Raw genomic sequence first — 23,691 nt, 5'->3', positions numbered from 1 at the left:
ATCCCTGCCCGAACCCCGTGCCGGAACTTCGCCGGAACGATGCTGGATCGTCGCTGGAACGTCGCCGGAAAGTCAAAGGGCCAGGATGGATTCCAGTGGCTCTCCCGCCGCGATCCGTGCCAGGAGCGCCGGTTCGGCGGCGTCGGAGGCCAGGGCCTGCTCCAGTACTTCGGCCGCTGCCGCCGGTGCAAGGACGATAACCCCGTTCGCGTCCCCCAGCACCCAGTCGCCCGGATGGACCCGGACACCGCCGCACTCGACGGGCACGTTGACGGCGGAGCCGTCTCCGTAAATCCGTTTTGTGGTCAGGCACGAGGTGCCGCGCACTGACAACACCGGCAACACCGGGTACTTCCAGGCCGAGCCCGAGTCCCTGCGGGATCGAGACGGCCTATGCGGCCGGCTGGTCAATCGCCGCGCATGCCATCGGCGACCGCGCGGTGGACCTGGCGATCGACATCATTTCCGATTGCGCCGCGAAGTACGGACCGCGCGCGGTTCCCGACCGGATCGAGCACGCCTCGATGACGCGGCCCGAGCAGCTTGACCGGCTGGCAGCCGCGGGCATCGCCGTCACCCCGCAGGCCAGCTTTTTCGCCGACGGCGGAGACGGCATGACTGCCTCGCTGGGCGCGGAACGGCTCGACTGGGCCTACCGTGCGGCATCGTTCCTGGCTGCGGGCGTGACGCTTGCCGGAAGTTCGGACCGTCCGGTGGCGAACGGCAATGTGCTCCGTGGCATGCAGGCCTTTGTTGACCGGCTGACTTCCTCCGGCAGCGTCTTCGGCAACCCGGACGAGCGGTTGAGCCCGCTGGCAGCCCTTGCGGCCTACACCACCGGAGCCGCCGCGGCCACCGGGGCGGCCGACACGAAAGGCTCCTGACCGCAGGGAAGCTGGCGGACTTCACGGTCCTGTCCGGTTCCCCTCTCACCGCGGTAAGCATTGCGGACCTCCAGGTCCTGGCCACCGCTGTCGGAGGCCGATTCATACACCAGACATTAAACAGCCACCCAACCGTTCTGCAGCACAGCTCAGCAAACCGTTCATAGGGGCACACCGTGACTACAACAACCACCCTCAGCACCCACGATGCAGCGTTCGTCCGGGATTTGCACGTCATGAGCCAGTTCGGCGCTACGGAAAACGGCGGCGTGGACCGCCAGGCGGCCAGCGCGCCCGACGGCGAGCAGCGCCGCTGGCTCACGGGTCTGCTCGTGGCTAAGGGCTTCACGGTGAAATTCGACGGCGCCGGCAATCAATGGGGACTCTACGAGGCGGTTGCGGGTGCACCCTATGTCGTGGTGGGCTCCCACATGGATTCACAGCCGACGGCGGGGCGCTACGACGGCGCCTACGGCGTTCTGGCCGCTGCCCATGCGGCCTTCCGCGTCGTGGAGAAATGGACCGCCGCCGGACCCGCCGGCCGGCCCAAATTCAACATCGCGGTGGTCAACTGGTTCAACGAAGAAGGCTCCCGCTTCAAGCCGTCCATGATGGGATCATCCGTCTACACGGGAAAGCTTGAGCTGGAGACAGCCCTGGACACCACAGACGCTGCCGGCGTATCCGTCCGGGACGCCTTGGACGCGATCGGCTGCCGCGGCGACTACGGGGGCCCGGAGGCCGCCTATTGCGCGGAAATCCACATTGAGCAGGGCCGCAGCATGGAGCGCGAAGGCATCACCATCGGTCTGGTCCACTCCAACTGGGCGGCCAACAAGTACGAGTTCGTGGTCCACGGCGGGCAGGCGCACACCGGATCCACCGTCATCGCGGACCGGAAGGACGCGCTGCTGGGTGCCTCCATGATGGTGGTCGCGGCCCGCGAACTGGCCGATCACTTCCCGGGGGTCCTCCACACTTCCGTAGGGCAACTGACCGTCTACCCGAATTCGCCCGTCGTGGTGGCGTCCCGAGTCAGCCTGCTGCTGGACCTTCGCAGCGCCGACGAGTCCGTCCTGGCCGAAGCCGACGCCTTGCTGCACCGCCGCATCCCCGGGATCGAGCGGCTGGCGAATGTCCAAGTGGAACGCAACCAGTCCCACTCCTGGCCGGTCACGCCCTACCAGCCCGAGGGCGTGGAACTGGCGGCCAAGGTGGCGGCCGACCTTGGGCTGGCGAACAAGCCCGTGATGACCTTGGCCGGGCACGATTCCACCAACATGAAGGACATCGTGCCCACCGTGATGCTGTTCGTGCCGAGCGTGGACGGCATCTCCCACAACGAACATGAATACACCACGGATGAAGACATCGTGGCCGGCCTCACCATGCTCACCGAGGTAGTCAACCGGCTGTGCGACGGCGCCCTGGAGGACTGACGCGGCTTACGCCGGACGCCGGGCTGAAACCCATAGCGCCGGGTGGTGTCCCTCGACGCCGGCGGCCGCATCCGGGTTGGCCACGTGCAGGGAACGGCCGAACGCCTCTTCGGTCAGGCTCACGGCGTGTCCCGCGGCGGTCAGCCGGTCCCGCAAGGCGTCGAGGTCGCCGTCGTACTCAAAGCCCAGGCCGGACCGGGCCGGGCCGGAACCGGCGCGCACCATGAGCACCCCGCCATTCTTGACGGTGAAATCAGCCGTCTCGTCGTCATCAGGGACGGGACGGAACCGGGCGCCGATGCTCCGCAGCGTTTCCGCGGCAGCGACAGCATCCTCGGTGAACCAGACTTCGACGACGGCGAGCGACGGATCAGCGCCCGCGAAGTCTTTCCGCTGACCGCCCGCACCGTGGGCGGCCTTGTCGGCCAGGAAGCTGAAGCCGTCCTCGCCGGTGATGCGGCAGGAATCGCCATGGTCCGCCTGGATGAGCTCGGCCGGGGTGTTTCCCGTTTCCGCACCGGCCTGGTTGGTGCGGCGGGCGAACTCCGCCAGGTCGCCGACCTCGACGCCGAAGGACGTGGTGCCGTCCTCGGCGGAACCAGCCGCGGTGCGGTGGAGTGCCAGGCGGCCCGCGCCGGCGTCGAACTCCTGCCATTCGGTCCCGTCTACGGTTTTCACCAGCCCCAGGTCGGTGAGGAGACGTTCCCACTGATCCATGCGGGAAGTGAAGTGGATGGGACGGACACGCAGCATTGGCTTCTCCCTGACCTGGAATCGACGGTGACATGGAATCGATCGTGACATGGCCATGATGCCACGCCTTGATTATGCGGGCTCCCATAGCAGAATGGTGCCATGGCAGCTGAACTTGAGGAACTCCTGGTGAAGGACGCCGTTGCGTGGCGCGCATGGCTGGAGGCGCATCACGCGGAGAGCCCCGGCGTGTGGCTGGTGCTGCATAAGAAAGGCGGTTCGGTGACGGAACTGGACTACGCCGCCGCCCTGGACGAGGCGCTGTGCTTCGGCTGGATCGACGGCCAGGGCCGGCGCCGGGACGAGGAAAGTTCGTTCCAGCGGATGACCCGCCGCGGACCCAGGAGCCCGTGGTCCGCAAGGAACGTGGGGCACATAGAACGCCTCGAGGCTGCCGGTAAGATGACTACGGCCGGCCGTGCCGCCGTCGAGAGCGCCAAGACGGACGGCCGCTGGGAAGCGGCCTATTCCGGGGCGGCGACGGCGGAAGTTCCCGAGGATCTCGCCGCAGCGATTGCCGCCGAGCCGCGGGCGCAGGCGATGTTCGAGGTCCTGAGCTCCGTGAACCGGTACGCCTTGATCTACCGGACCAACGCGGTCAAGCAGGCCTCGACCCGGGAAAGGAAGATCGCCGGATTCGTGGACATGCTGGCCCGGTACGAAACGCCGTACGCGCAGGCCAAAAGGCCCCAGGAGCCGTAGTGGGCCGCCGGCCGCGCGCCGGCTGTTTCAGCCCGCGCTCCCGGCCGGCGGGCCTCGCCGCAGGTCCCAGCGGATTCCCAGCGTCCGTCCGGGCAACCGGCAGCTGCGGATGGCAGACTTGGGCGATGCTTTCTGCCCAGCGCGATCCGCGCACCTCTGCCCGTCCGCCGCTGCGATCCCAGCGCAGCATTTTCTTCGGCGCCGCAGGCCTGCTGGTGGCAGGGGACGCGATCTTCTGGACCATGCTGGCAGCCGTACAGTCGGACACCGGACTGGCTGCCCTGGACGGGCCGGTGCATGACGGCCTCGTGGCGTCCCGGAACCCGCTGGCCACCGCTGTCCTGACGGCCGTGACCACCGTGACATCGCCGCTGTGGATGACCGTGATCGGGTTCGCGCTCGCCCTGGGCTGGGCGGCATGGAAGCGGGAAATCTGGCGGCCGGCCCTGCTGATCGGCGCCATGGCGGCAACCTTCGCGGTGTCCACCCTGATCAAACACCAGGTGGACCGGGCCAGGCCGTCCGCCAGCGATTTCATGCTGGGCCCGGACGACGCCCTTTCATTCCCCTCGGGGCATACCTTCGGCGCCGGCGTCTTCCTGACCGTGCTCGTCTATCTGCTGGTGGCGGGCCGGGCGAAGCGGACGACGGCGGCGCTCGCCTTCGCGGCGGCGGCAGCCGGGGCCGTGGTGGTCGCCCTCAGCCGGCTCTACCTGGGCTATCACTGGCTGACGGACGTGCTCGCCTCGATGGGCCTGGCTTTCGCCGTGACGGGCGTGGTGATTCTGGTGGACGGTTTGAGGGTCTCAACCGGTCAGCCGGCCTCAGAGATCACGGCCCGGCGCCGAAGCGATGACCACCGCTGACGCCGAGGTGAGCGGTCAGGGCAGGCGGCAGCACGGACTCCATGCCCCTCCGGTGCGCCGTAACGGCAGGCCGGTTCGTAAGTGGGATCCCCGTCAGCTCGGAATAGAGTTGAAGGTGGCGTTGGACCATGCGCAGGGAGCTGAATCTCTCCTCCACGCTTCGGCGGCAGCCACCACGGTCCAGAGATGCTGCGTTTTGCAATGCGGAGGCAAGTTCGTGTTCACCGGTCCGTAAGAACCCCGTCAGCCCGTCCGTGACTATTTCGGGCGCGGCGCCTCTTCGGGTTGAGACCACGGGCGTTCCGGTTGCCAGGGCCTCTATCATCACCAGGCCGAAGGGCTCTGGCCACTGCAGGGGGCTGAGCAGTGCCGCCGCTTCGCCGAGAAGCCGGTATTTGGCTTCGGCGTCCAACTCGCCGAGGTATTCGACGTCGGGTCCCAGCAGCGGCTGGATGACGGTTGTGAAGTATTCGTGTTCGGCTTTATCGTGCATCTTCGCGGCGATCCGCAGGGGCATTTGTGCGCGGCGGGCGATCATGATTGCTTCGCGTATTCCTTTGGAAGGATTCATGCGGCCGAGGAAACAGGCATACTGCCCGGACCCCGATCCGGTAGGCACTGAACCTACGTCAATACCGTGGTGGATGACGCGAGCGACCTTGAAATTCCTGGCGGTGGATGCTTGATGGTGGGATATTGCGACGACGGCGGCATCTGCGCTGATGGCCTGGTAGAGGTCACGCAGATCGGGCGCAAACGGTCCGTGGGTGGTCGTGACCAGAGGGACGCCCAGCGGCCGGTGCCGGTAGAGGGGCCCAATGAGCGTGTGGTCGTGGAGGATATCGACGTCGGTCATGGCCGCGTATGACCGGACAACGTGACGGATTTCTTCGCGGCTGGAACCGAGAGTCGTTGTATCAGCGGACGGCAGACCGGGTACCCGTGGGACTGGGCAGGTGCTGTCGCCGGACGCCGCGAGCAGGACTTCATGGCCGGCGTCGGCCAGGCCCCGCGCCAGCGTGTCGATTACGGATTCCGTGCCGCCATAGGAGGGCGGCGGAACCTGGAACCACGGCGGCGCAATGAGGCCGATGCGCATGTCAGTCGCCTCGCCCCAAGGCATGGTGGTGGCGAACGCGCACGCTGTGCCTGTCCATGGCCCACCCCTAGAACGTTTCCACCGGCCGGCCCCCAACCTGCCATAAACGTTACGGCGATCAAGTCGCGTGCCGCAAGGGGCCATTCTGGAAGCAGCCAAGGCGGCGGGTCATTCCAAGCGCCGCGAAGTCCGGCTAGCTGCGCTGCAGCTCGTTCAGCTGCAGCAGTTCTGCGAGTGGCGGCCTGGTCCCGCGGTGCAACCGGACACGGTCGGGGAGGCCGGTCACAGAGGTCGTGTTGTCCGATACCTCGACCGTGAGCCGGGAGCCGGCGAGCGGCATGTTCTCTTCTCTGAAGTTCCCGAAACTGTCCGGAAATACCGGTGACAGCCACAGCCCGTCGTAGGGAAGGAAAGGGTCGAATCTGAGCAGGGTGCGGATCAGATGGATGGGTGTGGCGGCGGCCCACGCCTGGGGGGAACAGGAGGTGGGGTAGGACACCGGTGACGGGTAGCTGTCCCGGTCAAAACCGCAGAACAGTTCCGGCAGCCGGCCCCCGAAGAAATCGGCAGCCTCAAAGAGCCCGAGGGCGATCTTCTGTGCCTCCTCGACGAAGCCATACCGCATCAGTCCTCCGGCGATGAGTGCGTTGTCGTGGGGCCAAACGGAGCCATTGTGGTAACTGACCGGATTGTAGGCGCCCATGTCCGATCCGAGCGTTCTCACACCCCAGCCGGTGAACATCTCCGGTGACATCAGCCGGTGCGCCACTGCCGCGGCCTTATCGTCGTCGATGATTCCGCTCCAGAGGCAGTGACCCATGTTGGAGGCGCAAGCGTCCACCGGCTGCTTGTCCTTATCGAGGGCAATGGCGAAGTAACCCAGATCCGGCAGCCAAAAACGTTCGTTGAACGCCTTCTTCAGCGCTGCCGCACGCGTGCCCCAGTCTCTGGCAAGCCCGGCGTCTCCGGCGTCTACCGCCATCAGCGCACGGCCAATGTAAGCGCTGTACACATAGCCTTGCACTTCACAGAGCGCGATGGGGGCTTCGGCGAGGTCGCCGTTGGCGAAGTTGATGCCGTCCCAAGAATCTTTCCAGCCCTGGTTGATGAGCCCGTGCTTGTTTGCCCGCGCGTATTCTACAAAGCCGTCGCCGTCGCGGTCCCCATAGTTCCTGATCCACTCCAGTGCCCGGTCCGCATGCGGAAGGAGGGCATCGATTGCCTCGCCTGCCAGGCCCCAGCGGCTCAGCTCGCCCAACAGCGAGACGAAGAGCGGAGTCGCGTCCGCAGTGCCGTAGTAGATGCTCCCCCCACCAAGCGACAAGCCTGCGCTGACGCCGAGCCGGACCTCATGCAGTATCCGGCCAGGTTCTTCCTCGCTGAGCGGGTTCACCTCTTTGCCTTGGAACTCGGCAAGTGTCTGCAGAGTCCCCAAGGCCAGGGTCGGGTCGACGGGCAGGGCCATCAGGGAGGACAGGAGAGAGTCCCGTCCGAACAACGCCATAAACCATGGCGCTCCAGCAGCCAGCACGGCGCGGTCCGGATGGTCCGGGTTGAAGATCCGCAGCGAACCCAGATCCCCCTGGCTTTGATTGAGGACCTTCTCAATGGCAGCGTTCTGGAGCTGCACCACCGGAGACTTGGCGCCCCAACTGCCGAATCGGAGCGCCGGCAATGATTCGTGTGTCGCCCGGTCGGCAGAGAACGCGGCAGACGCTTCGGACCCGTTCACTGTGGGAATGACGACTACTGCCCGGGTCCACGTACCGTGTGCTTCGAGTACAACCCGGTACGAAAGGGATCCGCCGTCGATCGTCGCGCCCGGAGCCTGAACAATGAGGCCTCGCTGGCTGCCTTTCCACTGACAGTCCAGGATTAGGCTCTCGCCGTCCTGCCGGAGCGACTGGTCCCGGTGGTGCGGAGACCGGCCGTCCTTGACCTCGAACAGGTCCGCGAAATCCGTGCCCACGATCAGTTCCAGAGTGCACTCGGCCGGTTCCCGGGAGAAATTTCTCACCGTGATCTGTTCACGGATCCCCGAGCCGATCACGCGTTCCCGCTCCACGACCAGAGGATTGTCGGCAGCACCGCCCGAGCCTGCTGCACGGCCGACGAACACAGCACGATAGGGTTCCGGGGTCGTGGCACCGAGTGGCTGAACAGGCTCTCCGTTGACCGTCAGGTTCCACTGGGAGAGGATCCGGGTGTCACTAAAGAAAGCTCCGTGCGGCCGCCCGGAATGCATGTCGCCGTTGCCGGCAGAAATGCAAAAAGACGAGCCCTCCACGAGGGTTACAGCACCGGCCCCGATTGATCCGGCGGAAGTATCGGCGTTCCAACCAGTCATCGCTTCCCCTTAGAAAAGGCTACTGCCGGGATATCGCACGAAGACGCCAAACGGTCCGGCATTCCGGCCCGCCGGTCCTGCACCGAAGCCATACGGGTGGAATCGCCATTGACGGCACCCCAAGTAGCTGGTTCGGATCCGGGTATTCACACGGCCAGATCAGGATACGTCTCCGCTCTTCGGAAGAACAGGGCCCGGCCTTTGGGATGTTCGGCGCCAGCCGCGCCGGTGCGTAGACGGGTCCTCACCTTCTTGCTCCTTGTGGTTCCCCTCGCCTCAGGGTCAGGCTCCCGTTACGGTGCTGTTGGCCGGTGCGCCGGTGCCGACCCTCCGGGAATGGGTACCGGGCCCTTAACGCGAGGCGTACTCTGGTCCCAGACGCCCGTGACCTGGAGGCAGCTATGGCTAAAATACCGGCACCCAAGCATCCAGGAACGCCCGCGGCGGAGGCGGCTCTGAAGCGGGCAGCCACGCGGATCCAGCTCCGGCACGGCTCCAAAGCCACCAGAATCGCCACTCTTGTCGCCTGCATGCTGGCGGCCGCCGTCGTCGCAGCTGTCGTTCTCCGGCGCGCGTTCCGGCATATTCCGGAACCACGTCCGGTAGATTCGGCAGAACCGGCCGCATCGGAGCCCGGATCTGAGCCAGCCACCAACGGCAGCCAGTAATTAAGAACCGGAGCCCCGCGCAACCAGCCGCCACCAAAACCGGCCGAGCGCAGACAGCTGACGCGTCCGTGCTGCAGCCAGCCGGGTGGGCCGGAATCGGTCTCTTGTGGCTCAATCGCCGAAAGGTGCGGGAGTTTAGTCCTCGATCGGGAAGGCCACGGCCTCACCCACCACGCGCAGGCACAGCTCGGCGCCCGGGCGGGCGATCGAGGCGTTCCAGTGCCGGATGGTGATGACTTCGCCACCGCCGGGGTAGCGGTGGTCGGCCACGGCTCCCTGAGCGAGGACCGGCGGGACGGCAAGCTTGAGCCGCACGGTGGTCTCCGGACCGAAGTAGTCGGTGTCCACCACTGTGCCGCGGATGGGCCCGTCCTCGGCAATACGGATCTGCTCGGGACGCAGCATGAGCTGGACCCGGCCCTGGGCCGGAGGCCGGCGCACGGGGATGCCGCCGAGCGAGCAGGTGGCCAGGGAGCCTTCCATCCAGGCGTCGAGGATGACGGCGTCACCGAGGAATTCCGCGGTGGCGCGGTCCGCCGGCCGGGTGTAGACCACGAACGGGTTGCCGATCTGCGCCAGCTTCCCGCCGCGCATCACCGCCACCTGGTCCGCGAAGGACAGCGCCTCGCCCTGGTCGTGCGTCACTAGGATCGTGGTCACGCCGGCGTCGTGGAGGACCTTGCCCACGGCCCGGCGGGTAGCCACCCGCAGGCCGGCGTCAAGCGCGGAGAACGGCTCGTCCAGCAGCATGAGCTCCGGCTCGCGGGCCAGGGCGCGGGCCAGGGCGACGCGCTGCTGTTGTCCGCCGGAGAGCTGGTGGGGCCGGCGTTTGGCCATTGACGCGTCCAGGGAGACCATTTCCAGCAGTTCGCTGACACGGGCCTTGACGCCGCGGTGCCTGGCGGGGAGTTTGGCGGAGTCGAGGCCGAAGGAGATGTTCTGCCCGACCGTCAGATGCGGGAACAGGGCGCCGTCCTGCGCGACATAGCCGACGTGGCGCTTGTGGGCCGGGACCCAGACGCCGTCGCCCGCTACCTTGCTGCCGTTGAGGGAGATAGTGCCGGTGTTGGGATGCTCAAAGCCGGCAATCAGCCGCAGGAGCGTGGTCTTGCCGGAGCCGGACGGACCCACGATAGCCGTCGTTCCGCCCTTGGCCACAGAGAGGTTGACGCCCTTGAGTACGGCCTGGGAACCGAAGTTCTTGGTGACCGCTTCGATCTCCATGTGGGTGTTCGTACTCGAGACCACGGACGGAGAGATCCGGGGTTCCGGAAGCCGGGAAGGGGCACCACCCGAAGGGTAAGAAGAAGGGTAAGAATCGGTCACTGTCCCGCTACTTTCTTGGACTGCTGGAAAAGAAGATAGGTCATGGGCGCCGAGATCACGATCATCAGCAGTGCGTACGGGGCGGCGCCGGCGTAGTCGATTTCACTGCTCTTGCTCCAGAACTCGGTCGCGAGGGTCCGCGTCCCGTTGGGGGAGAGCAGCAGGGTGGCCGTGAGCTCGTTGACGATCCCGAGGAACACCAGCGCGGCTCCGCCCGCGGCAGCCGGGGCCGTGAGGCGCAGCGTCACCCGGAGGAAGGACAGCAGGGGCGGCTTGCCCAGCGCCTGCGCGGCCTCGTCGAGTTCCTTGGGCGCCTGGGACAGGCCGGACCGGATATTGACCAGGGCCCGCGGCAGGAACAGCAGCACGTAGGCGGCGATCAGCAGCCCCGCGGTCTGGTACACGCTGGGGACCAGCCGGATACTCACGGTCACGAAGGCCAGGCCCACAACGATTCCGGGCATGGAGCTGGTGACGTAGTTGGACAGCTCCAGGGCCTTGCTGAACCAGCCCGGATGCCGCACGGCGAGGTAGGCCATGGGGAACGCGACGACGGTGGTGGCCACGGCTGCGGCCAGGCCGTAGGCGAGCGTCTGCAGCAGTGCCGGCAGGAACTCATCCGCCGTCCAGATCCCCGGTCCGCCGGCGACAATCCAGCGCAGCACGAACGTCAGCGGAAGGCCGAAGGCGAGCACGGTGAGGGCCAGCAGCGAGAGCTGTGCCGGAATCTGGTAGACGTGCAGGGGCAATCGCAGCGCCCTTGCCTGCGCACCGGAGCCGACCTTGGCGTACCTCGCGGTACCACGGCTGCGGACCTCCATGACGAGCAGGATCAGGCAGAAGAAGACCAGCACGCTGGCAAGCATGTTTCCGGCGGTCCCGTTGAACGTTGAGCGGTACTGCACCATGATCGCCGTCGTGAAGGTATCGAAGCGGATCATCGCGAAGGCGCCGTACTCGGCCAGCAGATGCAGCGAAACCAGCAACGTGCCGCCGGTCATCGCGATGCGCAGCTGTGGCAGCACCACGCGGAAGAAAGCCCGCCAGGCACCGAGGCCCAGGGAGGCCGCGGACTGTTCAATCGCCGGGTCCAGGCGGCTGAGCGTCGCGGCGGCCGGGATGTACACGAGCGGGAAGTACGACAGCGTGGAGATCAGGACACCGGACAAGAGGCCCTGGAGGGACGGTACGGCGGAGACCCAGGCATAGCTGTTGACGAAGGCCGGAACGGCCAACGGTGCCGCCAGCAGCACAGCCCACCATTTGTGGCCCCGGAGTGTGGTGCGCTCCACCAGCCATGCGCCGCCCACGCCGAGAACAAGGCACAGAGGAACGGTGATGATGATGAGCAGCACGGTGTTGAGGAGCAGTTCCCCCACCCGGGCCCGGAAGATGAGGGCGACGGCGGTGTCCCAGCCCGTGGCGGCAGTCATGTAGATGACGTAGCCCAGCGGAATCAGGGAAAAGACCGCAATCAGTACCGCGAGGACGGCAACCGTAGAAACGCCGAAAGGCGGGCGGGGACGCTTGCCCCTGCCCGCCGTCGTCGTGATACCGGATGGCCCGGGATCCGCTAGGTCAGTGGCCAATGATCTACAGCAGTCCCGTCTTGGTCATCAGATCCGTGACCTTGGCGGAGTTGAGCTTGGCCGGATCAACGGTGGGTGCCTGGAGATCCTTGATCGGGACGAGCTTGTCATTGGACGGAACGTCGGAGCCGATGGCGTACTCGAAAGAGTCACCCGTCTGCAGGACCTCCTGGCCCTTCTTGCCGGTGATGAACTTCAGGAAAGCCTGGGCTGCCGCGGCGTTCTTGGCGGACTTCAGCACACCGCCGCCGGAGACCGAGACGAACGCGCCCGGATCCTGGTTCTTGAAGTAGTGCTGGGCGACGTTCTTGGAGTTCTCGCCGGTCTTTGCCTGGTCACCGAAGTAGTAGTAGTGGTAAATCAGGGCAGCATCGACCTCGCCGGCATCGACGGCTTTCATCGCGGTGCTGTTGCCCTTGTAGGACTTGTAGTTCTCCTTCATGCCCTTGAGCCATTCCTCGGTGGCGGCGTCACCCTTGAGTTCCAGCAGGGCGGAGACGATCGCCTGGAAGTCGGCGCCGGACGGCGAGGCGCCCCACCTGCCCTTCCACTCCGGCTTGGCCAGATCCAGCATGGACTTGGGCAGCTTGTCTTCAGTCAGTTTGGTCTTGTCATAGACAAGGACCGTGGACCGGGCGGCAATGCCCGTCCACTTGTTCGTGCTGGGGCGGTATGCCGCAGGCACCTGGTCCGTGGTGGCCTTGTCCACGTCCGCGAAGAGGCCTGCGTTCTCCACCTGGGTCATTGCCGGGGAGTTCTCGGTCAGGAAAACGTCTGCGGGAGACGCCGCGCCTTCCTGAATGATCTGGTTGGCCATTTCGGGGTCTTCGCCGTTGCGCAGGGTGACCTTGACGCCGGTCTCCTTGGTGAACGCGTCAACCCATTCCTGGGTCAGCGACTCGTGCTGGGCGTTGTAGACCGTGATTTCACCGGAGACTTTGCCGTCTGCGGCGGCGCTGCTGCTGGCCGAGGATGAGGTGCCGGAGCCACAGGCGGCCAGGCCGAGAGCGGCGGTGGCGGCGAGTGCGATGCCGGCCAGCGCGTTGTTGCGGATCTTCATGGGGCTACTTTCTGCAAGGAAAAGGTCTCAGGAACCCTAGCCCCCGTGAGCGGGGAAGTTAGGGCATGCTCACTAGGAAAAACTGTAGGTTAGCCAAACCTAAGCAACCAACCCGAAAGGCCCTTAAGTGATCAGGATCACATGAATTACGAAACTATTGCGTGACTTAATTATCAGGGGTTGACACGTCTGATTGTGGCCGGTCCGCAGGCTGCGCCTCGGGTGCCGCCGGGTTCGCCGCGAGGTTCGCCGCGGCCGTAGACGCCGCGATTGACGCGGCCGCTTCCAGCACCATCCAGGCCTGGAGCTGGGTGGAAAGTTCGACGGCGGCGCCCCCCGGGTAACTGCGGCGCGCCGGCAGTTCGGGGCGGGTGGAGAAGACCAGCCGGCCGCCCGCACGCGCCAGCGCTTCCTGGGCCGGGACGACGCGCTGGCCCTCCCAGAAGGCCTCGGCGGTGTCGTTCACGAGCATCCCAGCAGTGGCGCGGGTCTCGGCAGGGAGCCGTTCGTCGCGGGCCGCCAGCGCCAGGTACCGGACGAGGATCCCGGTGAAGAGGCCGCCGTCGCCGGTTCCCTCGCAGCGCAGCACCGTCGCGCTGCGGCCCATCAGCGGAGCCGGGAGGGTGAGGCTGCGCGCCACGGAGGCCACGAGCTCCGCCGCCCGCGCCAGGTTCGCCTCGCCCCCGAGCTCCAGCAGGGCGCCCAGTACGGGCCCCTGGTTATAGGTGTAGATGGCGCCTTCCAGGACCGCCTCCCCGGTGCTGGAAATGCGGAGACCGTCGCGGTACATGCCCTGTTCCGGGTCGTAGAGCCGGGCGTCCAGCCAGTCGAGGAGGGCCTGCGCCTTGGCCGGATTGCCGGTCCGGGCGTAGTAGAGGGCCACCGGCGCGGTGGCGGGGGTGTTCTTGAAGTCCCGTTTCTTGCTCCAGAAGGTGCCGCCGCCCAGATCTTCCGTGGACGCGGAATCGAACTGCAGCGTGAGGCTCCGCAGGACCTTGGCGTTGCGCCCCCGGCCGGCCGGCCTGCGGGTGTCCTCGGCAAGCTTGTCCAGCCGCAGGGTGGCTAGGGCCAGCCACGCCATGTCGTCGTAGTAGTTGTTAACGACCGTGAGGAAGTTGCGGAGCCGGATGCCCGTGACCAGCCGGGACGCGAGCTGGCCGGCGCTGGGCCGGTTCTCGCCGTCGAACCCCGCCCCCGGACGGTCTCCCGGGCGGGTGTCACTGCCCAGTTCCCGGCGGCCGGTATCCACCAGGCAGTCCAGATAGTGCGCCTGCCACCAGTAGTGCCAGGGCCGGGCCAGGTTCTTCAGCCGGCCCGAGGGCCGCGCGACCGCGGCAATGTGGGTCCCGGGCAGGAAGAACAGCCGCTGCCCGAAAAGCCTGGTCACCGCGCGGGCCGCCTCGTCGGCACGGAAGGACCAGTTGGGGGCGGCGGAGGCGTCTGCTGCGGTCATGGATCCAGCCTAGCGGCGGCAGTACATCCGGACGGCGATCGGACCGCGATCGTGACGGCGCCCGTGGCAGCCCGTGACGGAAGGCGGTGCCGGCAGCAGCGGATCTCCGGGCGAAGGTGCGGAATGTCCGCATTCCAGTTAACATTCACTAACTAATGTTCCCTGCGAGCCGGTGACTGCGGCGCATTCGCGGCGCGGCTTCACAGCCGGGTTCGGGTTCCACATCAAGGAGGATGCATGGACGTCAAAGGTACTGTCGCGCTCATTACGGGCGGGGCCTCGGGTCTGGGGGCGGCGACGGCCAGGCGGCTGTTCGGCGCCGGCGCGTCCGTGGTGCTGGTGGACCTGCCGGCCTCGGCCGGAGACGCGTTCGCCGCCGAGCTGAACGCCGGGGGCACGGCGGGTTCGGACGCCGCGGCGGGACCGGCGAACAGGGCCGTCTTTGTCCCCGCTGACGTCACCAACGAGGCCCAGGTACAGGCCGCCGTCGACGCCGCCGTCGCCCTGGGCCCGCTGCGCATCGTGGTGAACTGCGCCGGCATCGCCACCCCCGGCAAGGTCCTGGGCCGCGACGGCGTGCTCCCGCTGGAAAACTTCAACCGCGTTATCCAGATCAACCTCGTGGGCACTTTCAACGTGATCCGCCTGGCCGCCGCGGCGATGGTGGCCACCGAGCCGGCCGTGACGGAGCTGGGCGGTCCGGAACGGGGAGTCATCATCAACACCGCCTCCGTCGCCGCCTTCGACGGCCAGATCGGCCAGCCCGCCTATGCCGCCTCCAAGGGTGCCGTGGCCGCCATGACACTGCCGCTGGCACGTGAACTGGCCCGCTCGCTGGTCCGCGTCGTCACCATCGCGCCGGGAATTTTCGAGACCCCCATGATGGCCGGCCTGCCGCAGGAGGCGCAGGACTCCCTGGGCCACCAGGTGCCGCACCCCTCCCGGCTGGGCCGCCCCGCCGAGTACGCCAACCTGGCCGCGCACATCGTGGACAACGCCATGCTCAACGGCGAAACCATCCGGCTCGATGGGGCCATCCGGATGGGACCCAAGTGACGCAGCCAGGGCTTGCCCCCGACTCCGCTCTCTCCACGGCCGGCCTGCCGGGCGCTGATTTCTTCGACTTCGAATCCCTGCTCAGTGCTCCGGAGCAGGAGAAGCTGAAGGAGCTGCGCGAGTTCCTGGCCCGGGAGGTCGCGCCCTTTGCCGGCGAATGGTGGAACAAGGCGGAATTCCCCGCGCACATCCTGCCCAAGCTGGCCGCACTTGAGCTCAGCGCGCCGGCCCAGCGAGGCTACAGCAACCTGTTCGCCGGGCTGGTCATCGCCGAAATGACCCGGGTGGACACCTCGATCGCGACGTTCTTCCTGGTCCACCACGACCTCTTCGTGGAGTCGCTGTACGGCTTCGGCTCCGAGGAACAGAAGGCCCGCCTGCTCGAGGACGCCGCGAACCTCCGGACCACCGGCGCCTTCGCGCTCACCGAGCCGGAGCACGGCTCCGACGTCGCCGGCGGCATGGAAACCCGGGCCCGGCGCGTCCCCGGCGGAGCGGCCGACGGCGGGGACTGCTGGGTGCTCAACGGCGCCAAGCGCTGGATCGGCAACGGGACGTTCTGCGACTACATGCTCGTGTGGGCCCGGGATGAGGCCGACGGCGGCGTCCGCGGCTTCATCGTCGACGCCGCCTTGCCCGGCGTGAGCCGGAGCAGGATCGAGAACAAGATCGCCCTGCGCACGGTGCAGAACGCGGACATCGTCTTCAAGGATGTCCGGGTGGCCGAGGCGGACCGCTTCGCCGGCATCAACAGCTTCGAGGACACGAACGAGCTGCTGCGCGGCTCGCGGATCATGGTGGCCTGGCAGGGTGTCGGTCAGCAGCTGGCCGCGTTCGACGTCGCCCGCCAGTACGCCGTCGAACGCCAGCAGTTCGGGCGGCCGCTGGCGAAGTTCCAGCTCGTCCAGCAGCAGCTGGTGACCATGCTGGGCAACGCCGTGGCGAGCATGGGGATGATGGTCCGGATTGCGCAGCTGCAGGAGCAGGGCGCCGCGGACATGCCCCAGGTGGCACTCGCGAAGTCCTACGTCAGCGCCAGGATGCGCGAAACCGTGGCGATGGGACGGTCCCTGCTGGGCGGCAACGGGATCGTCACCGATTACCGGATGGCCAAGATCTTCTCCGACGCCGAGGCGATCTACACCTACGAAGGCTCCTACGAGATCAACACGCTGATCGTGGGCCGTGCCGTGACCGGGGTGTCCGCGATCGTGTAGCAGTCCGTCTAGAAGAGCGCGGGCTCTTTCTCTCCGGCCTCGATCCGGTAATCCAGGCTGTTGTTCTTCACCGGCATGGGGCAGGTGCCATAGGGGGTGAAGGCGCTCGGGTAGTTGATGGCACGGTTGAAATCCAGGATCACCGTGTTGTCGGGGCGCGGCCGCGCCGTGGAAACCTTCCGCCATTCGTCCGTGCTCTCTCCATTGGTCTCGTCGTGGAACGTGACCGTGAGCGCGCCGAGTTTTTCCTCCTCCGCGTGCAGGTGGAACTCGTGGTCCTTGCCGGGCAGCCGGAAGACGAGCTCGCCGACGGAGCGGTGGACCCCGTCCACGAGCGGGTTGGCGGTGCCGTTCGGGACATCCACGGGCTCCGGATAGGGCACGAACCTGGCCTCGACCGCCAGCTCGGGCCGGAAATCGAAGGTGGGCACGCCGTCAAACTCGGTGAACAGGGGCGACTTCGAATCCCGGGTCCGGATGGCGTACTTGCCGGCCCGCATGGCGAGCTCCACCATTACCTGCCGGCCGTCGTCGCCGCCGTGCTGTACCCACATCAGCGACTCCTCGTCGGAGAGCACTGCACTGATCGTCCCGTCCGCGGGTTCGCCGGTCTCCACAAGGGTCAGCCCGTCGGACGCGGCGGCGGTGAGGAACGCCGTGGTGCCGTCCGTGGACCAGAGGCCCGGGGTGAGGTCGACGGCGGCCGGCCGGTCATCGAGCCACTGGAACGAGGTCAGCGTCAGCCAGCCGTGCTCGGCGGCCAAGGCCGTGTTGCGGCTGTTGCGGAAGCGCTGCCAGCGGGCAAGCTGCGGATCAGTCGCGGGCTCAACGGTGTTCATGGGTTCCTCCAGGGCGGTGGTCTGTGCGGCCGGGGTGCGTGCGGCTGGGCTGCCGAGGCTGGCTTGCACCAGCTGGGCTGCGGTGGCGCGGGCGGCAGCGGCGGCTCCAGGGTCGCCGTCGAGCACCCCGCTGGCCAGGCCGCCGTCGAGCAGCAGCGTGAGGCTGCGGGCGAGCTGTTCCGGGTCCGTCGCTCCCGCACGGGCGGCCAGGTCCCGGATCCAGGCCCGGATGTGCTGTTTGTGGGCCACGGTCCGGTCATGGACGCGGGTGCCGGCGGCAGACTCGGCCGCGGCGTTGATGAAGGCGCAACCGCGGTAGCCGTCGCGTCGGGAGGCCGTTCCCAGGGCGTCGAAGAGGCCCACGAGCTGGTCGGCCGGGGCCGGGCCGGCTGCTTCGGCGGCGGCGTGGAGCTGTCCGGTCCAGATGCCGTCGACCTTCTCCAGGTAGGCCAGGATGAGGTCGTCCTTGGCCGGAAAATACTTGTAGAACGTGGCCTTGGCGACGCCGGATTCGGCGATGATCGTATCGACGCCAGCCGCGCGGAGCCCCTGGGCGTAGAAGAGCCGGAAGGCGGTGGTCAGGATCTTCTCCCTGGCATGCCCGGCGGGGGTGCGGGCAGCCGGCGGGGCGGTGGCTGCTGGCGGCGTCATAACTCAATGGTACACAGACAAGTCTGTCTATGATTGCGGTAGACAGGCCTGTCTGATAGCGTCGTGCCCAACAGTAGACGAACCTGTCTATCCCCAACGAATCAGAATGAGGACGCCATGAAGATTGCTGTGCTGGGAACTGGCACCGTCGGCCGCACGATCGCCGGCGCGCTGGCGGGCCTGGGCCACGACGTCGTCATCGGGACCCGCGATCCGCAGGCGACGCTGGCCCGGACGGAACCGGACGCGATGGGTACCGCGCCGTTCGCCCAGTGGCATGCGGCGCACAAGCAGGTCGGCGTCGCCACCTTCGCCGACGCCGCTGCAGGCGGCGAGCTCATCGTCAACGCCACCAACGGCGGCGGCTCCCTCAAAGCGCTGGCCGCCGCCGGTCCCGGGAACCTGAGCGGCAAGGTGATCATGGACGTCGCGAACCCCCTGGACTTCTCCCAGGGAATGCCGCCGTCGCTGAACCCCGTGAACACCGACAGCCTGGGCGAGCAGATCCAGCGCACATTTCCGGAAGCCCGGGTGGTCAAGACCCTGAACACCATGACGGCCAGCGTGATGGTAAATCCGGCCCGCGTGGCCGGGGGAGAGCACTCGGTGTTCGTCTCCGGAAACGACGAGGACGCCAAGAAAGCCGTGACGGAGATCCTCCAGGGGTTCGGTCACCGGGACGTCATCGACCTTGGCGACATCACTAGCGCCCGCGGCGCCGAAATGATCCTGCCGGTCTGGCTGCGGATCTGGGGCTCGCTGGGCACCGGGGAGTTCAACTTCAAGATCGCCCGCTGAACGCCGCCGGCCGCCGGCCGCTGCCGCCCAACTGGCTGGCAGCAGGTGCCGTTCTGGGGTGCAGAAACGGCATGAGCTGCGAGCTACTGGGGTGCAGGGGGCTGTGTTGCGCGGGCAGGACACTATCTGAGACGGATTCCCAGCCTGCCCGGGCTGCGGGTAACATCCGATAGGAAGAAGTAACCGGGCTCACAGTATCCAGCGCAGTGTACGAGCCAAGTCGAACCCTCGAAAGAAAAGTTTCCATGGCTGACACTGCAATGCATTCCGACACCGATCTCGCCGCAGAACTGCGGGCCGACGTCCGTCGGGTGTCCACCCTCCTCGGCGAGTCCTTGGTTCGCCAGCACGGGCCCGAACTTCTGGACTTGGTCGAGCAGGTGCGCCTGCTGACCAAGGAATCGAAGGAAGCCGCCCGGGGCGGCGCCGATGCGACCGGTCCGTGGAGCTCGTACGATGTCGTTGCACAGGTCCGCGAACTGCTAGGCTCCCTGCCCCTGGACCAGGCCACCGACCTGGTCCGCGCCTTCGCGTTCTACTTCCACCTGGCCAACGCCGCCGAGCAGGTCCACCGGGTCCGCGGGCTGCGCACCCGCCAGGAAAAGGACGGCTGGCTCGCCAAGGCCGTCACGGACATCGCCGCGCAGGCCGGCGCTTCCGTGCTGCAGGAGGTCGTGAACGAGCTCGACGTCCGGCCCATTTTCACAGCCCACCCCACCGAGGCCTCCCGCCGCTCCGTGCTGGACAAGATCCGCCGGCTCTCCGACGTCCTCGCCGAATCCACCGCGGAAGGCACCTCCGCGCGCCGCCGCCAAGACCGCCAGCTCTCTGAAGTGATCGACCAGATGTGGCAGACGGACGAGCTCCGCCAGGTCCGGCCCACCCCGGTGGACGAGGCCCGGAACGCCATCTACTACCTCACCGGCATCCTCAGCGACGCCATGCCGGAGATGCTCTCGGACCTCTCCGAGCTGCTCGGCGAACACGGTGTGACCCTCCCCGCCGAGAAGGCGCCCATCAGGTTCGGCTCATGGATCGGCGGCGACCGGGACGGCAATCCGAACGTCACCGCTGCAGTCACCCGCGAGATCCTGCAGATCCAGAACCAGCACGCGGTGCGGATCAGTATCGGCCTGATCGACGGACTCATCTCCATCCTGTCCAACTCGACGGCTCTGGCCGGGGCGGAACCGGAGCTCCTGGACTCGATCGACGTCGACCTCAAGAACCTCCCGGGCCTGGACCGCAGGGTCCTTGAGCTGAATGCGCAGGAGCCGTACCGGCTCAAACTCACCTGCATCAAGGCCAAACTCCTGAACACGGCCCGGCGCGTGGCCGCCGGTTCCCCGCACGAGCCCGGCCGTGACTACACCGCCACCGCTGAGCTTCTCGCCGAGCTCGGCCTGCTGGAACGGTCGCTGCGGCACCACCATGGGGAGCTCGCCGCCGACGGTGCCTTGGCTCGCGTCCGCCGGGCCATCGCCTCCTTCGGCCTGCACCTGGCCACCCTGGACATCCGCGAACATGCCGACCACCACCACGACGCCGTCGGGCAGCTTATGGACCGCCTCGGCGGCCCGGGCGTCCGGTACGCGGAGCTGAGCCGCGCCGAGCGCCTCGAAGTGCTGGGCTCGGAGCTCGCCTCCCGCCGTCCGCTCTCCGGCCACCCGATCAAGCTCGACGGCGTCGCCGACGGCACGTACGACGTATTCCGTGAGATCCGGCGTGCCCTGCGCACCTACGGCCCCGACGTGATCGAGACGTACATCATCTCCATGACCCGCGGAGCGGACGATGTCCTGGCTGCGGCGGTGCTGGCCCGCGAGGCCGGACTGGTCAGCCTTTTCGGCGAGGCGCCCTACGCCAAGATCGGTTTCGCGCCGCTGCTCGAGACCGTGGAGGAGCTGCGTGCCTCGGCCGAGATCATGGACCGGCTGCTCTCCGATTCGTCCTACCGGGAGCTAGTCCGGCTGCGCGGGGATGTGCAGGAAATCATGCTGGGTTACTCGGACTCCAACAAGGAATCCGGCGTGATGACCAGCCAGTGGGAAATCCACAAGACCCAGCGCAAACTCCGGGACATTGCGGCCAAGCACGGCGTCCGGGTGCGCCTCTTCCACGGCCGCGGCGGCTCCGTGGGCCGCGGCGGCGGGCCGACCTACGACGCCATCATGGCCCAGCCCAACGGCGTGCTGGAAGGCGAAATCAAGTTCACCGAGCAGGGCGAAGTCATCTCTGACAAGTACTCACTGCCCGAGCTGGCCCGCGAGAACCTCGAGCTGTCCCTGGCCGCCGTGATGCAGGGTTCCGCGCTGCACCGCACGCCGCGCACCTCTGAGGACCAGCGCGTGCGCTACGGCCACGTCATGGAGACCATCTCCGACGCCGCGTTTGCCCGCTACCGGACGCTGATCGATGACCCGGACCTGCCCGCGTACTTCATGGCCTCCACCCCGGTGGAGCAGCTGGGCTCCCTGAACATCGGCTCCCGGCCGTCCAAGCGGCCCGATTCCGGTGCCGGGCTGGAGGGCCTGCGGGCGATCCCGTGGGTGTTTGGCTGGACCCAGTCCCGGCAGATCGTGCCGGGCTGGTTCGGCGTCGGCTCCGGCCTCAAGGCCGCCCGCGAGGACGGCCACTCGGCCCAGCTCGCGGAGATGATGGAGGGCTGGCACTTCTTCCGCTCGGTGCTCTCCAACGTGGAAATGACACTGGCCAAGACGGACATGGACATTGCCGGCTATTACGTGTCCACCCTGGTCCCGGAAGGGCTGCACCACCTGTTCCGCGCCATCCGGGCCGAATACGAGCTCACCGTCGCCGAGATCCAGAACCTCACCGGCGAGGACCTGCTCCTCGATGCCCAGCCCACACTGAAGCGCTCGCTGGAAATCCGGGACCAGTACCTGGACCCGATCAGCTACCTGCAGGTGGAACTGCTGCGCCGCGTGCGGGCCGAAGCCGCCGCAGGAGAGAGCATGTCCGGTGCCGAGATCGACGAACGGCTCCAGCGCGCCATGCTGATCACGGTCAACGGCGTCGCCGCAGGCCTGCGCAACACGGGCTAAGGCGCTGGGTTCCGGAGCTCTCCGTACGGCACCACGATGGTGCGGCGGGCGCGGCCGCCATCGGAATAGGCGAGGGTCCTGACGGGAACCCCGTAGAGCGCCGAAAGCGCGGTGTCCGTGAGCAGGTCGGCGGCCCGCCCTGTCCGCGCGCCGCCACTGCCCAGGAGGACGGCCCGATCGGCCAGGTACATTGCATGGTCGGGATGGTGGGTGCTCAGCAGCATGGCCATGCCATCGGCCATCAGTTCGCGCAGGAGCGACAGGACACGCACCTGGTTCTTGAGATCGAGGCCAGTGGCAGGCTCGTCCAGCACCAGCACGGGACAGCCCGCAGCAATGGCCCGGGTTATCAGGATCAGTTGTTGCTCGCCCCCGCTCAGGGTGGGGAAGCGGCGGTTCCGCAGCCCGGCCACGCCCACCTTCTCCATCGCTTCCAGGGCCGCGGCCCGGTCCGTGGCTCCCGGGGTCCGGAAGATCCCCACCTGCCGGGCCCTCCCCATCAGGACCATGTCAAGGGCGCTGTAGCCAAACACGCTGCCGTGCGCCTGCGGCACGTACCCCGCGCCGTCGGCCCGGCGGACCGTTCCTTCTGCCGGCTCCAGCAGCCCGGCAGCGCAGCGCACCAGAGTGGTCTTGCCGCTGCCGTTGGGCCCCAGCACCGCGGTGGCGGTGCCGGGCGGCACCCGGAAACTGACGTCCCGGAAAACCCAGTCCTGCCGCGCGTAGCCGAATCCCACGCCGTCCAGCTCAAGCACTTTCCCAGATCCTTTCCCGGTTGCGGCGCAGGAGCAGGAAGAAAACAGGGGCCCCGATGAGGGCGGTGAGGACGCCCAGCGGTATCTCGCCGGCGGTCGCGGTGCGGGCCACCGTGTCCACCAGGACGATGTAGGCGCCTCCCAGGAGGAAGGACACCGGCAGGAGCACCCGGTGGTCCGGGCCCACCCACATCCGCGCCAGGTGCGGTACCACCAGGCCCACCCAGCTGACCGCGCCGCTGACTGCGACTGCGCCGGCCACAATCAGTGCCACCGCAATCAGCACCACCCAGCGCAGCGGACGCGGTCTGACGCCCAGCGCTGCGGCGTCCTCGTCACCCAGGGAGAGCACGTTGATGCGCCAGCGCAGCTTCGGCACTGCCCTGGTACGCGATCATGACGCTGCCCGTTATCTTTGCCGCGGGGATGAGCCTGCTGGACTCCCTGGACGGTTGCCTGATGAACTTCGCCTACGGCTGGGCGGTGTCCCGGCCCGTCCGCCGGATCTACTACAACATCGTCATCACGGGGCTGTCGGTGGCCGTGGCGCTGGGGATCGGCTCCATCGAGCTGATCCCCATCCTCGTGGAACGGGCCGGGATCAGCACAGGCCCGCTGTCCGCCATCGGCGGTATCGACCTGGACTCGGTGGGGTACACGGTCGTCGCGCTGTTCCTGGGTACCTGGGTGCTGGCCATGGGGGTGTGGAGGTTCGGCCACATTGAGGAACGGTGGTCGGCTCCGGTCAGGAACCCGGACGCCGGCCGCGAAGGTTAAGCAGGCGCCCGCGGTACCCGATGCGTCTAGGCTTGAGCCTATGCCGTCGTTCCAGACCAGACTCAAGATCACCGGGATCAAGCCGGGCAACCCGCCGGACGCCGTGATGGCGGCGGCCGTCGAGGCGCTCGAGACGCGGCACCATGTGGAATCGAACCAGCTGGAGCTGGCCGGCGGGGTGCCGCAGCTGAACCTGCGCTTCCTGGTCGACCCCACCTCCTACAGCGGCGAGAACAGCCAAGCGAGGGAGTCGGCCGCGATGATGCGCGACGCCGTCGAACGCGTTGCACTGACCGGAACGCTGACGGTGCTCCGCCGCAGCCGCGGCCGCTGGGCGCCCGTCTGAC

At 67.4% G+C, this 23,691-nt stretch carries 22 protein-coding genes and 1 pseudogene; 11 read left to right on the top strand and 12 right to left on the bottom strand.

Features of this window, described 5'->3' with window-relative positions; translation table 11 throughout:
* Positions 1-72 precede the first annotated feature (72 nt).
* Positions 73-327 (bottom strand): hypothetical protein, encoded by a 255-nt coding sequence (locus tag ACQCSY_RS06475; RefSeq protein WP_427134166.1) that lies wholly within the window; start codon positions 325-327, stop codon positions 73-75.
* Between the two features lie 113 nt (positions 328-440).
* On the opposite strand from ACQCSY_RS06475, the gene ACQCSY_RS06470 reads away from it, so the two are divergent.
* The gene (locus ACQCSY_RS06470; RefSeq protein WP_427134164.1) at positions 441-884 is read left to right on the top strand and encodes an amidohydrolase family protein; all 444 of its coding nucleotides are present in this window, start codon (positions 441-443) and stop codon (positions 882-884) included.
* 176 nt (positions 885-1,060) lie between these two features.
* Positions 1,061-2,323, top strand: a complete 1,263-nt coding sequence (locus tag ACQCSY_RS06465) for a M20 family metallo-hydrolase (RefSeq protein ID WP_427134162.1) — start codon at positions 1,061-1,063, stop codon at positions 2,321-2,323.
* A gap of 6 nt (positions 2,324-2,329) precedes the next feature.
* Here ACQCSY_RS06465 and ACQCSY_RS06460 read toward each other — a convergent pair whose 3' ends face one another.
* Positions 2,330-3,076, bottom strand: coding sequence for a VOC family protein (locus ACQCSY_RS06460; protein ID WP_427134160.1), 747 nt, complete (start codon positions 3,074-3,076; stop codon positions 2,330-2,332).
* A gap of 102 nt (positions 3,077-3,178) precedes the next feature.
* Between ACQCSY_RS06460 and ACQCSY_RS06455 the strand changes: the two genes are divergently transcribed.
* Positions 3,179-3,778: a YdeI/OmpD-associated family protein gene (locus tag ACQCSY_RS06455; protein ID WP_427134158.1), complete on the top strand. Its 600-nt coding sequence runs from the start codon at positions 3,179-3,181 to the stop codon at positions 3,776-3,778.
* A 125-nt stretch (positions 3,779-3,903) separates the two neighbouring features.
* Positions 3,904-4,644 carry a phosphatase PAP2 family protein gene (locus ACQCSY_RS06450; protein WP_427134156.1) on the top strand — a complete coding sequence of 247 codons (741 nt, stop codon included), beginning with the start codon at positions 3,904-3,906 and terminating at the stop codon, positions 4,642-4,644.
* Here ACQCSY_RS06450 and ACQCSY_RS06445 read toward each other — a convergent pair.
* Together ACQCSY_RS06445 and ACQCSY_RS06440 are read right to left on the bottom strand one after the other, a co-directional pair.
* A complete protein-coding gene (locus ACQCSY_RS06445) occupies positions 4,610-5,743 on the bottom strand; it encodes a glycosyltransferase family 4 protein (protein WP_427134154.1) in 1,134 nt (377 codons plus the stop codon). The genes ACQCSY_RS06450 and ACQCSY_RS06445 overlap by 35 nt on opposite strands.
* A 193-nt stretch (positions 5,744-5,936) precedes the next feature.
* Positions 5,937-8,090: a glycogen debranching N-terminal domain-containing protein gene (locus ACQCSY_RS06440; protein ID WP_427134152.1), complete on the bottom strand. Its 2,154-nt coding sequence runs from the start codon at positions 8,088-8,090 to the stop codon at positions 5,937-5,939.
* Between the two features lie 401 nt (positions 8,091-8,491).
* Between ACQCSY_RS06440 and ACQCSY_RS06435 the strand changes: the two genes are divergently transcribed.
* Positions 8,492-8,758: a hypothetical protein gene (locus tag ACQCSY_RS06435; protein ID WP_427134150.1), complete on the top strand. Its 267-nt coding sequence runs from the start codon at positions 8,492-8,494 to the stop codon at positions 8,756-8,758.
* Positions 8,759-8,893: 135 nt separating this feature from the next.
* Here the strand turns inward: ACQCSY_RS06435 and ACQCSY_RS06430 are convergent, their stop codons facing one another.
* The 4 genes from ACQCSY_RS06430 to ACQCSY_RS06415 form a co-directional block, all read right to left on the bottom strand.
* Positions 8,894-9,982 carry an ABC transporter ATP-binding protein gene (locus ACQCSY_RS06430; RefSeq protein WP_427134148.1) on the bottom strand — a complete coding sequence of 363 codons (1,089 nt, stop codon included), beginning with the start codon at positions 9,980-9,982 and terminating at the stop codon, positions 8,894-8,896.
* Positions 9,983-10,080: 98 nt separating this feature from the next.
* On the bottom strand, positions 10,081-11,673 hold the full coding sequence (locus tag ACQCSY_RS06425) for an ABC transporter permease (RefSeq protein ID WP_427134146.1): 1,593 nt from the start codon (positions 11,671-11,673) through the stop codon (positions 10,081-10,083).
* Positions 11,674-11,677: 4 nt separating this feature from the next.
* Complete coding sequence (locus ACQCSY_RS06420; protein WP_427134145.1) at positions 11,678-12,733, bottom strand: iron ABC transporter substrate-binding protein; 1,056 nt, start codon at positions 12,731-12,733, stop codon at positions 11,678-11,680.
* A 166-nt stretch (positions 12,734-12,899) separates the two neighbouring features.
* Positions 12,900-14,186: a glycoside hydrolase family 76 protein gene (locus ACQCSY_RS06415; protein WP_427134143.1), complete on the bottom strand. Its 1,287-nt coding sequence runs from the start codon at positions 14,184-14,186 to the stop codon at positions 12,900-12,902.
* A gap of 237 nt (positions 14,187-14,423) precedes the next feature.
* Here ACQCSY_RS06415 and ACQCSY_RS06410 point away from each other — a divergent pair, with 237 nt between their 5' ends.
* A complete protein-coding gene (locus ACQCSY_RS06410) occupies positions 14,424-15,242 on the top strand; it encodes an SDR family NAD(P)-dependent oxidoreductase (RefSeq protein WP_427134141.1) in 819 nt (272 codons plus the stop codon).
* Positions 15,239-16,459, top strand: a complete 1,221-nt coding sequence (locus ACQCSY_RS06405) for an acyl-CoA dehydrogenase family protein (protein ID WP_427134139.1) — start codon at positions 15,239-15,241, stop codon at positions 16,457-16,459. The genes ACQCSY_RS06410 and ACQCSY_RS06405 overlap by 4 nt, the downstream gene beginning before the upstream one ends.
* An 8-nt stretch (positions 16,460-16,467) precedes the next feature.
* Here the strand turns inward: ACQCSY_RS06405 and ACQCSY_RS06400 are convergent, their stop codons facing one another.
* Positions 16,468-17,298 (bottom strand): DUF1684 domain-containing protein, encoded by an 831-nt coding sequence (locus ACQCSY_RS06400; RefSeq protein ID WP_427135711.1) that lies wholly within the window; start codon positions 17,296-17,298, stop codon positions 16,468-16,470.
* 459 nt (positions 17,299-17,757) lie between these two features.
* Positions 17,758-17,949 (bottom strand): annotated as a pseudogene (locus ACQCSY_RS06395) (TetR/AcrR family transcriptional regulator); the annotation flags it as partial.
* A gap of 117 nt (positions 17,950-18,066) precedes the next feature.
* On the opposite strand from ACQCSY_RS06395, the gene ACQCSY_RS06390 reads away from it, so the two are divergent.
* Positions 18,067-18,747, top strand: a complete 681-nt coding sequence (locus tag ACQCSY_RS06390; protein WP_427134138.1) for an NADPH-dependent F420 reductase — start codon at positions 18,067-18,069, stop codon at positions 18,745-18,747.
* 245 nt (positions 18,748-18,992) lie between these two features.
* Positions 18,993-21,812 carry a phosphoenolpyruvate carboxylase gene (gene ppc, locus ACQCSY_RS06385; protein WP_427134137.1) on the top strand — a complete coding sequence of 940 codons (2,820 nt, stop codon included), beginning with the start codon at positions 18,993-18,995 and terminating at the stop codon, positions 21,810-21,812.
* Here ppc and ACQCSY_RS06380 read toward each other — a convergent pair.
* Together ACQCSY_RS06380 and ACQCSY_RS06375 are read right to left on the bottom strand one after the other, a co-directional pair.
* Positions 21,809-22,567, bottom strand: a complete 759-nt coding sequence (locus ACQCSY_RS06380; RefSeq protein WP_427134135.1) for an ABC transporter ATP-binding protein — start codon at positions 22,565-22,567, stop codon at positions 21,809-21,811. The genes ppc and ACQCSY_RS06380 overlap by 4 nt on opposite strands.
* Positions 22,560-22,946 (bottom strand): FecCD family ABC transporter permease, encoded by a 387-nt coding sequence (locus ACQCSY_RS06375; protein WP_427134133.1) that lies wholly within the window; start codon positions 22,944-22,946, stop codon positions 22,560-22,562. Before ACQCSY_RS06375 ends, ACQCSY_RS06380 begins: the two co-directional genes overlap by 8 nt.
* A 17-nt stretch (positions 22,947-22,963) precedes the next feature.
* Between ACQCSY_RS06375 and ACQCSY_RS06370 the strand changes: the two genes are divergently transcribed.
* Together ACQCSY_RS06370 and ACQCSY_RS06365 are read left to right on the top strand one after the other, a co-directional pair.
* Complete coding sequence (locus tag ACQCSY_RS06370; RefSeq protein ID WP_427134131.1) at positions 22,964-23,344, top strand: hypothetical protein; 381 nt, start codon at positions 22,964-22,966, stop codon at positions 23,342-23,344.
* Positions 23,345-23,384: 40 nt separating this feature from the next.
* Positions 23,385-23,690 carry a hypothetical protein gene (locus ACQCSY_RS06365; protein WP_427134130.1) on the top strand — a complete coding sequence of 102 codons (306 nt, stop codon included), beginning with the start codon at positions 23,385-23,387 and terminating at the stop codon, positions 23,688-23,690.
* The last annotated feature ends 1 nt before the right edge of the window (position 23,691 follow it).

Source organism: Pseudarthrobacter sp. S9 (genome assembly GCF_050156545.1).
GTDB lineage: Bacteria > Actinomycetota > Actinomycetes > Actinomycetales > Micrococcaceae > Arthrobacter.
Note: the sequence above shows the minus strand (reverse complement) of the source record. Positions and strands in the feature narration are given on the sequence as shown.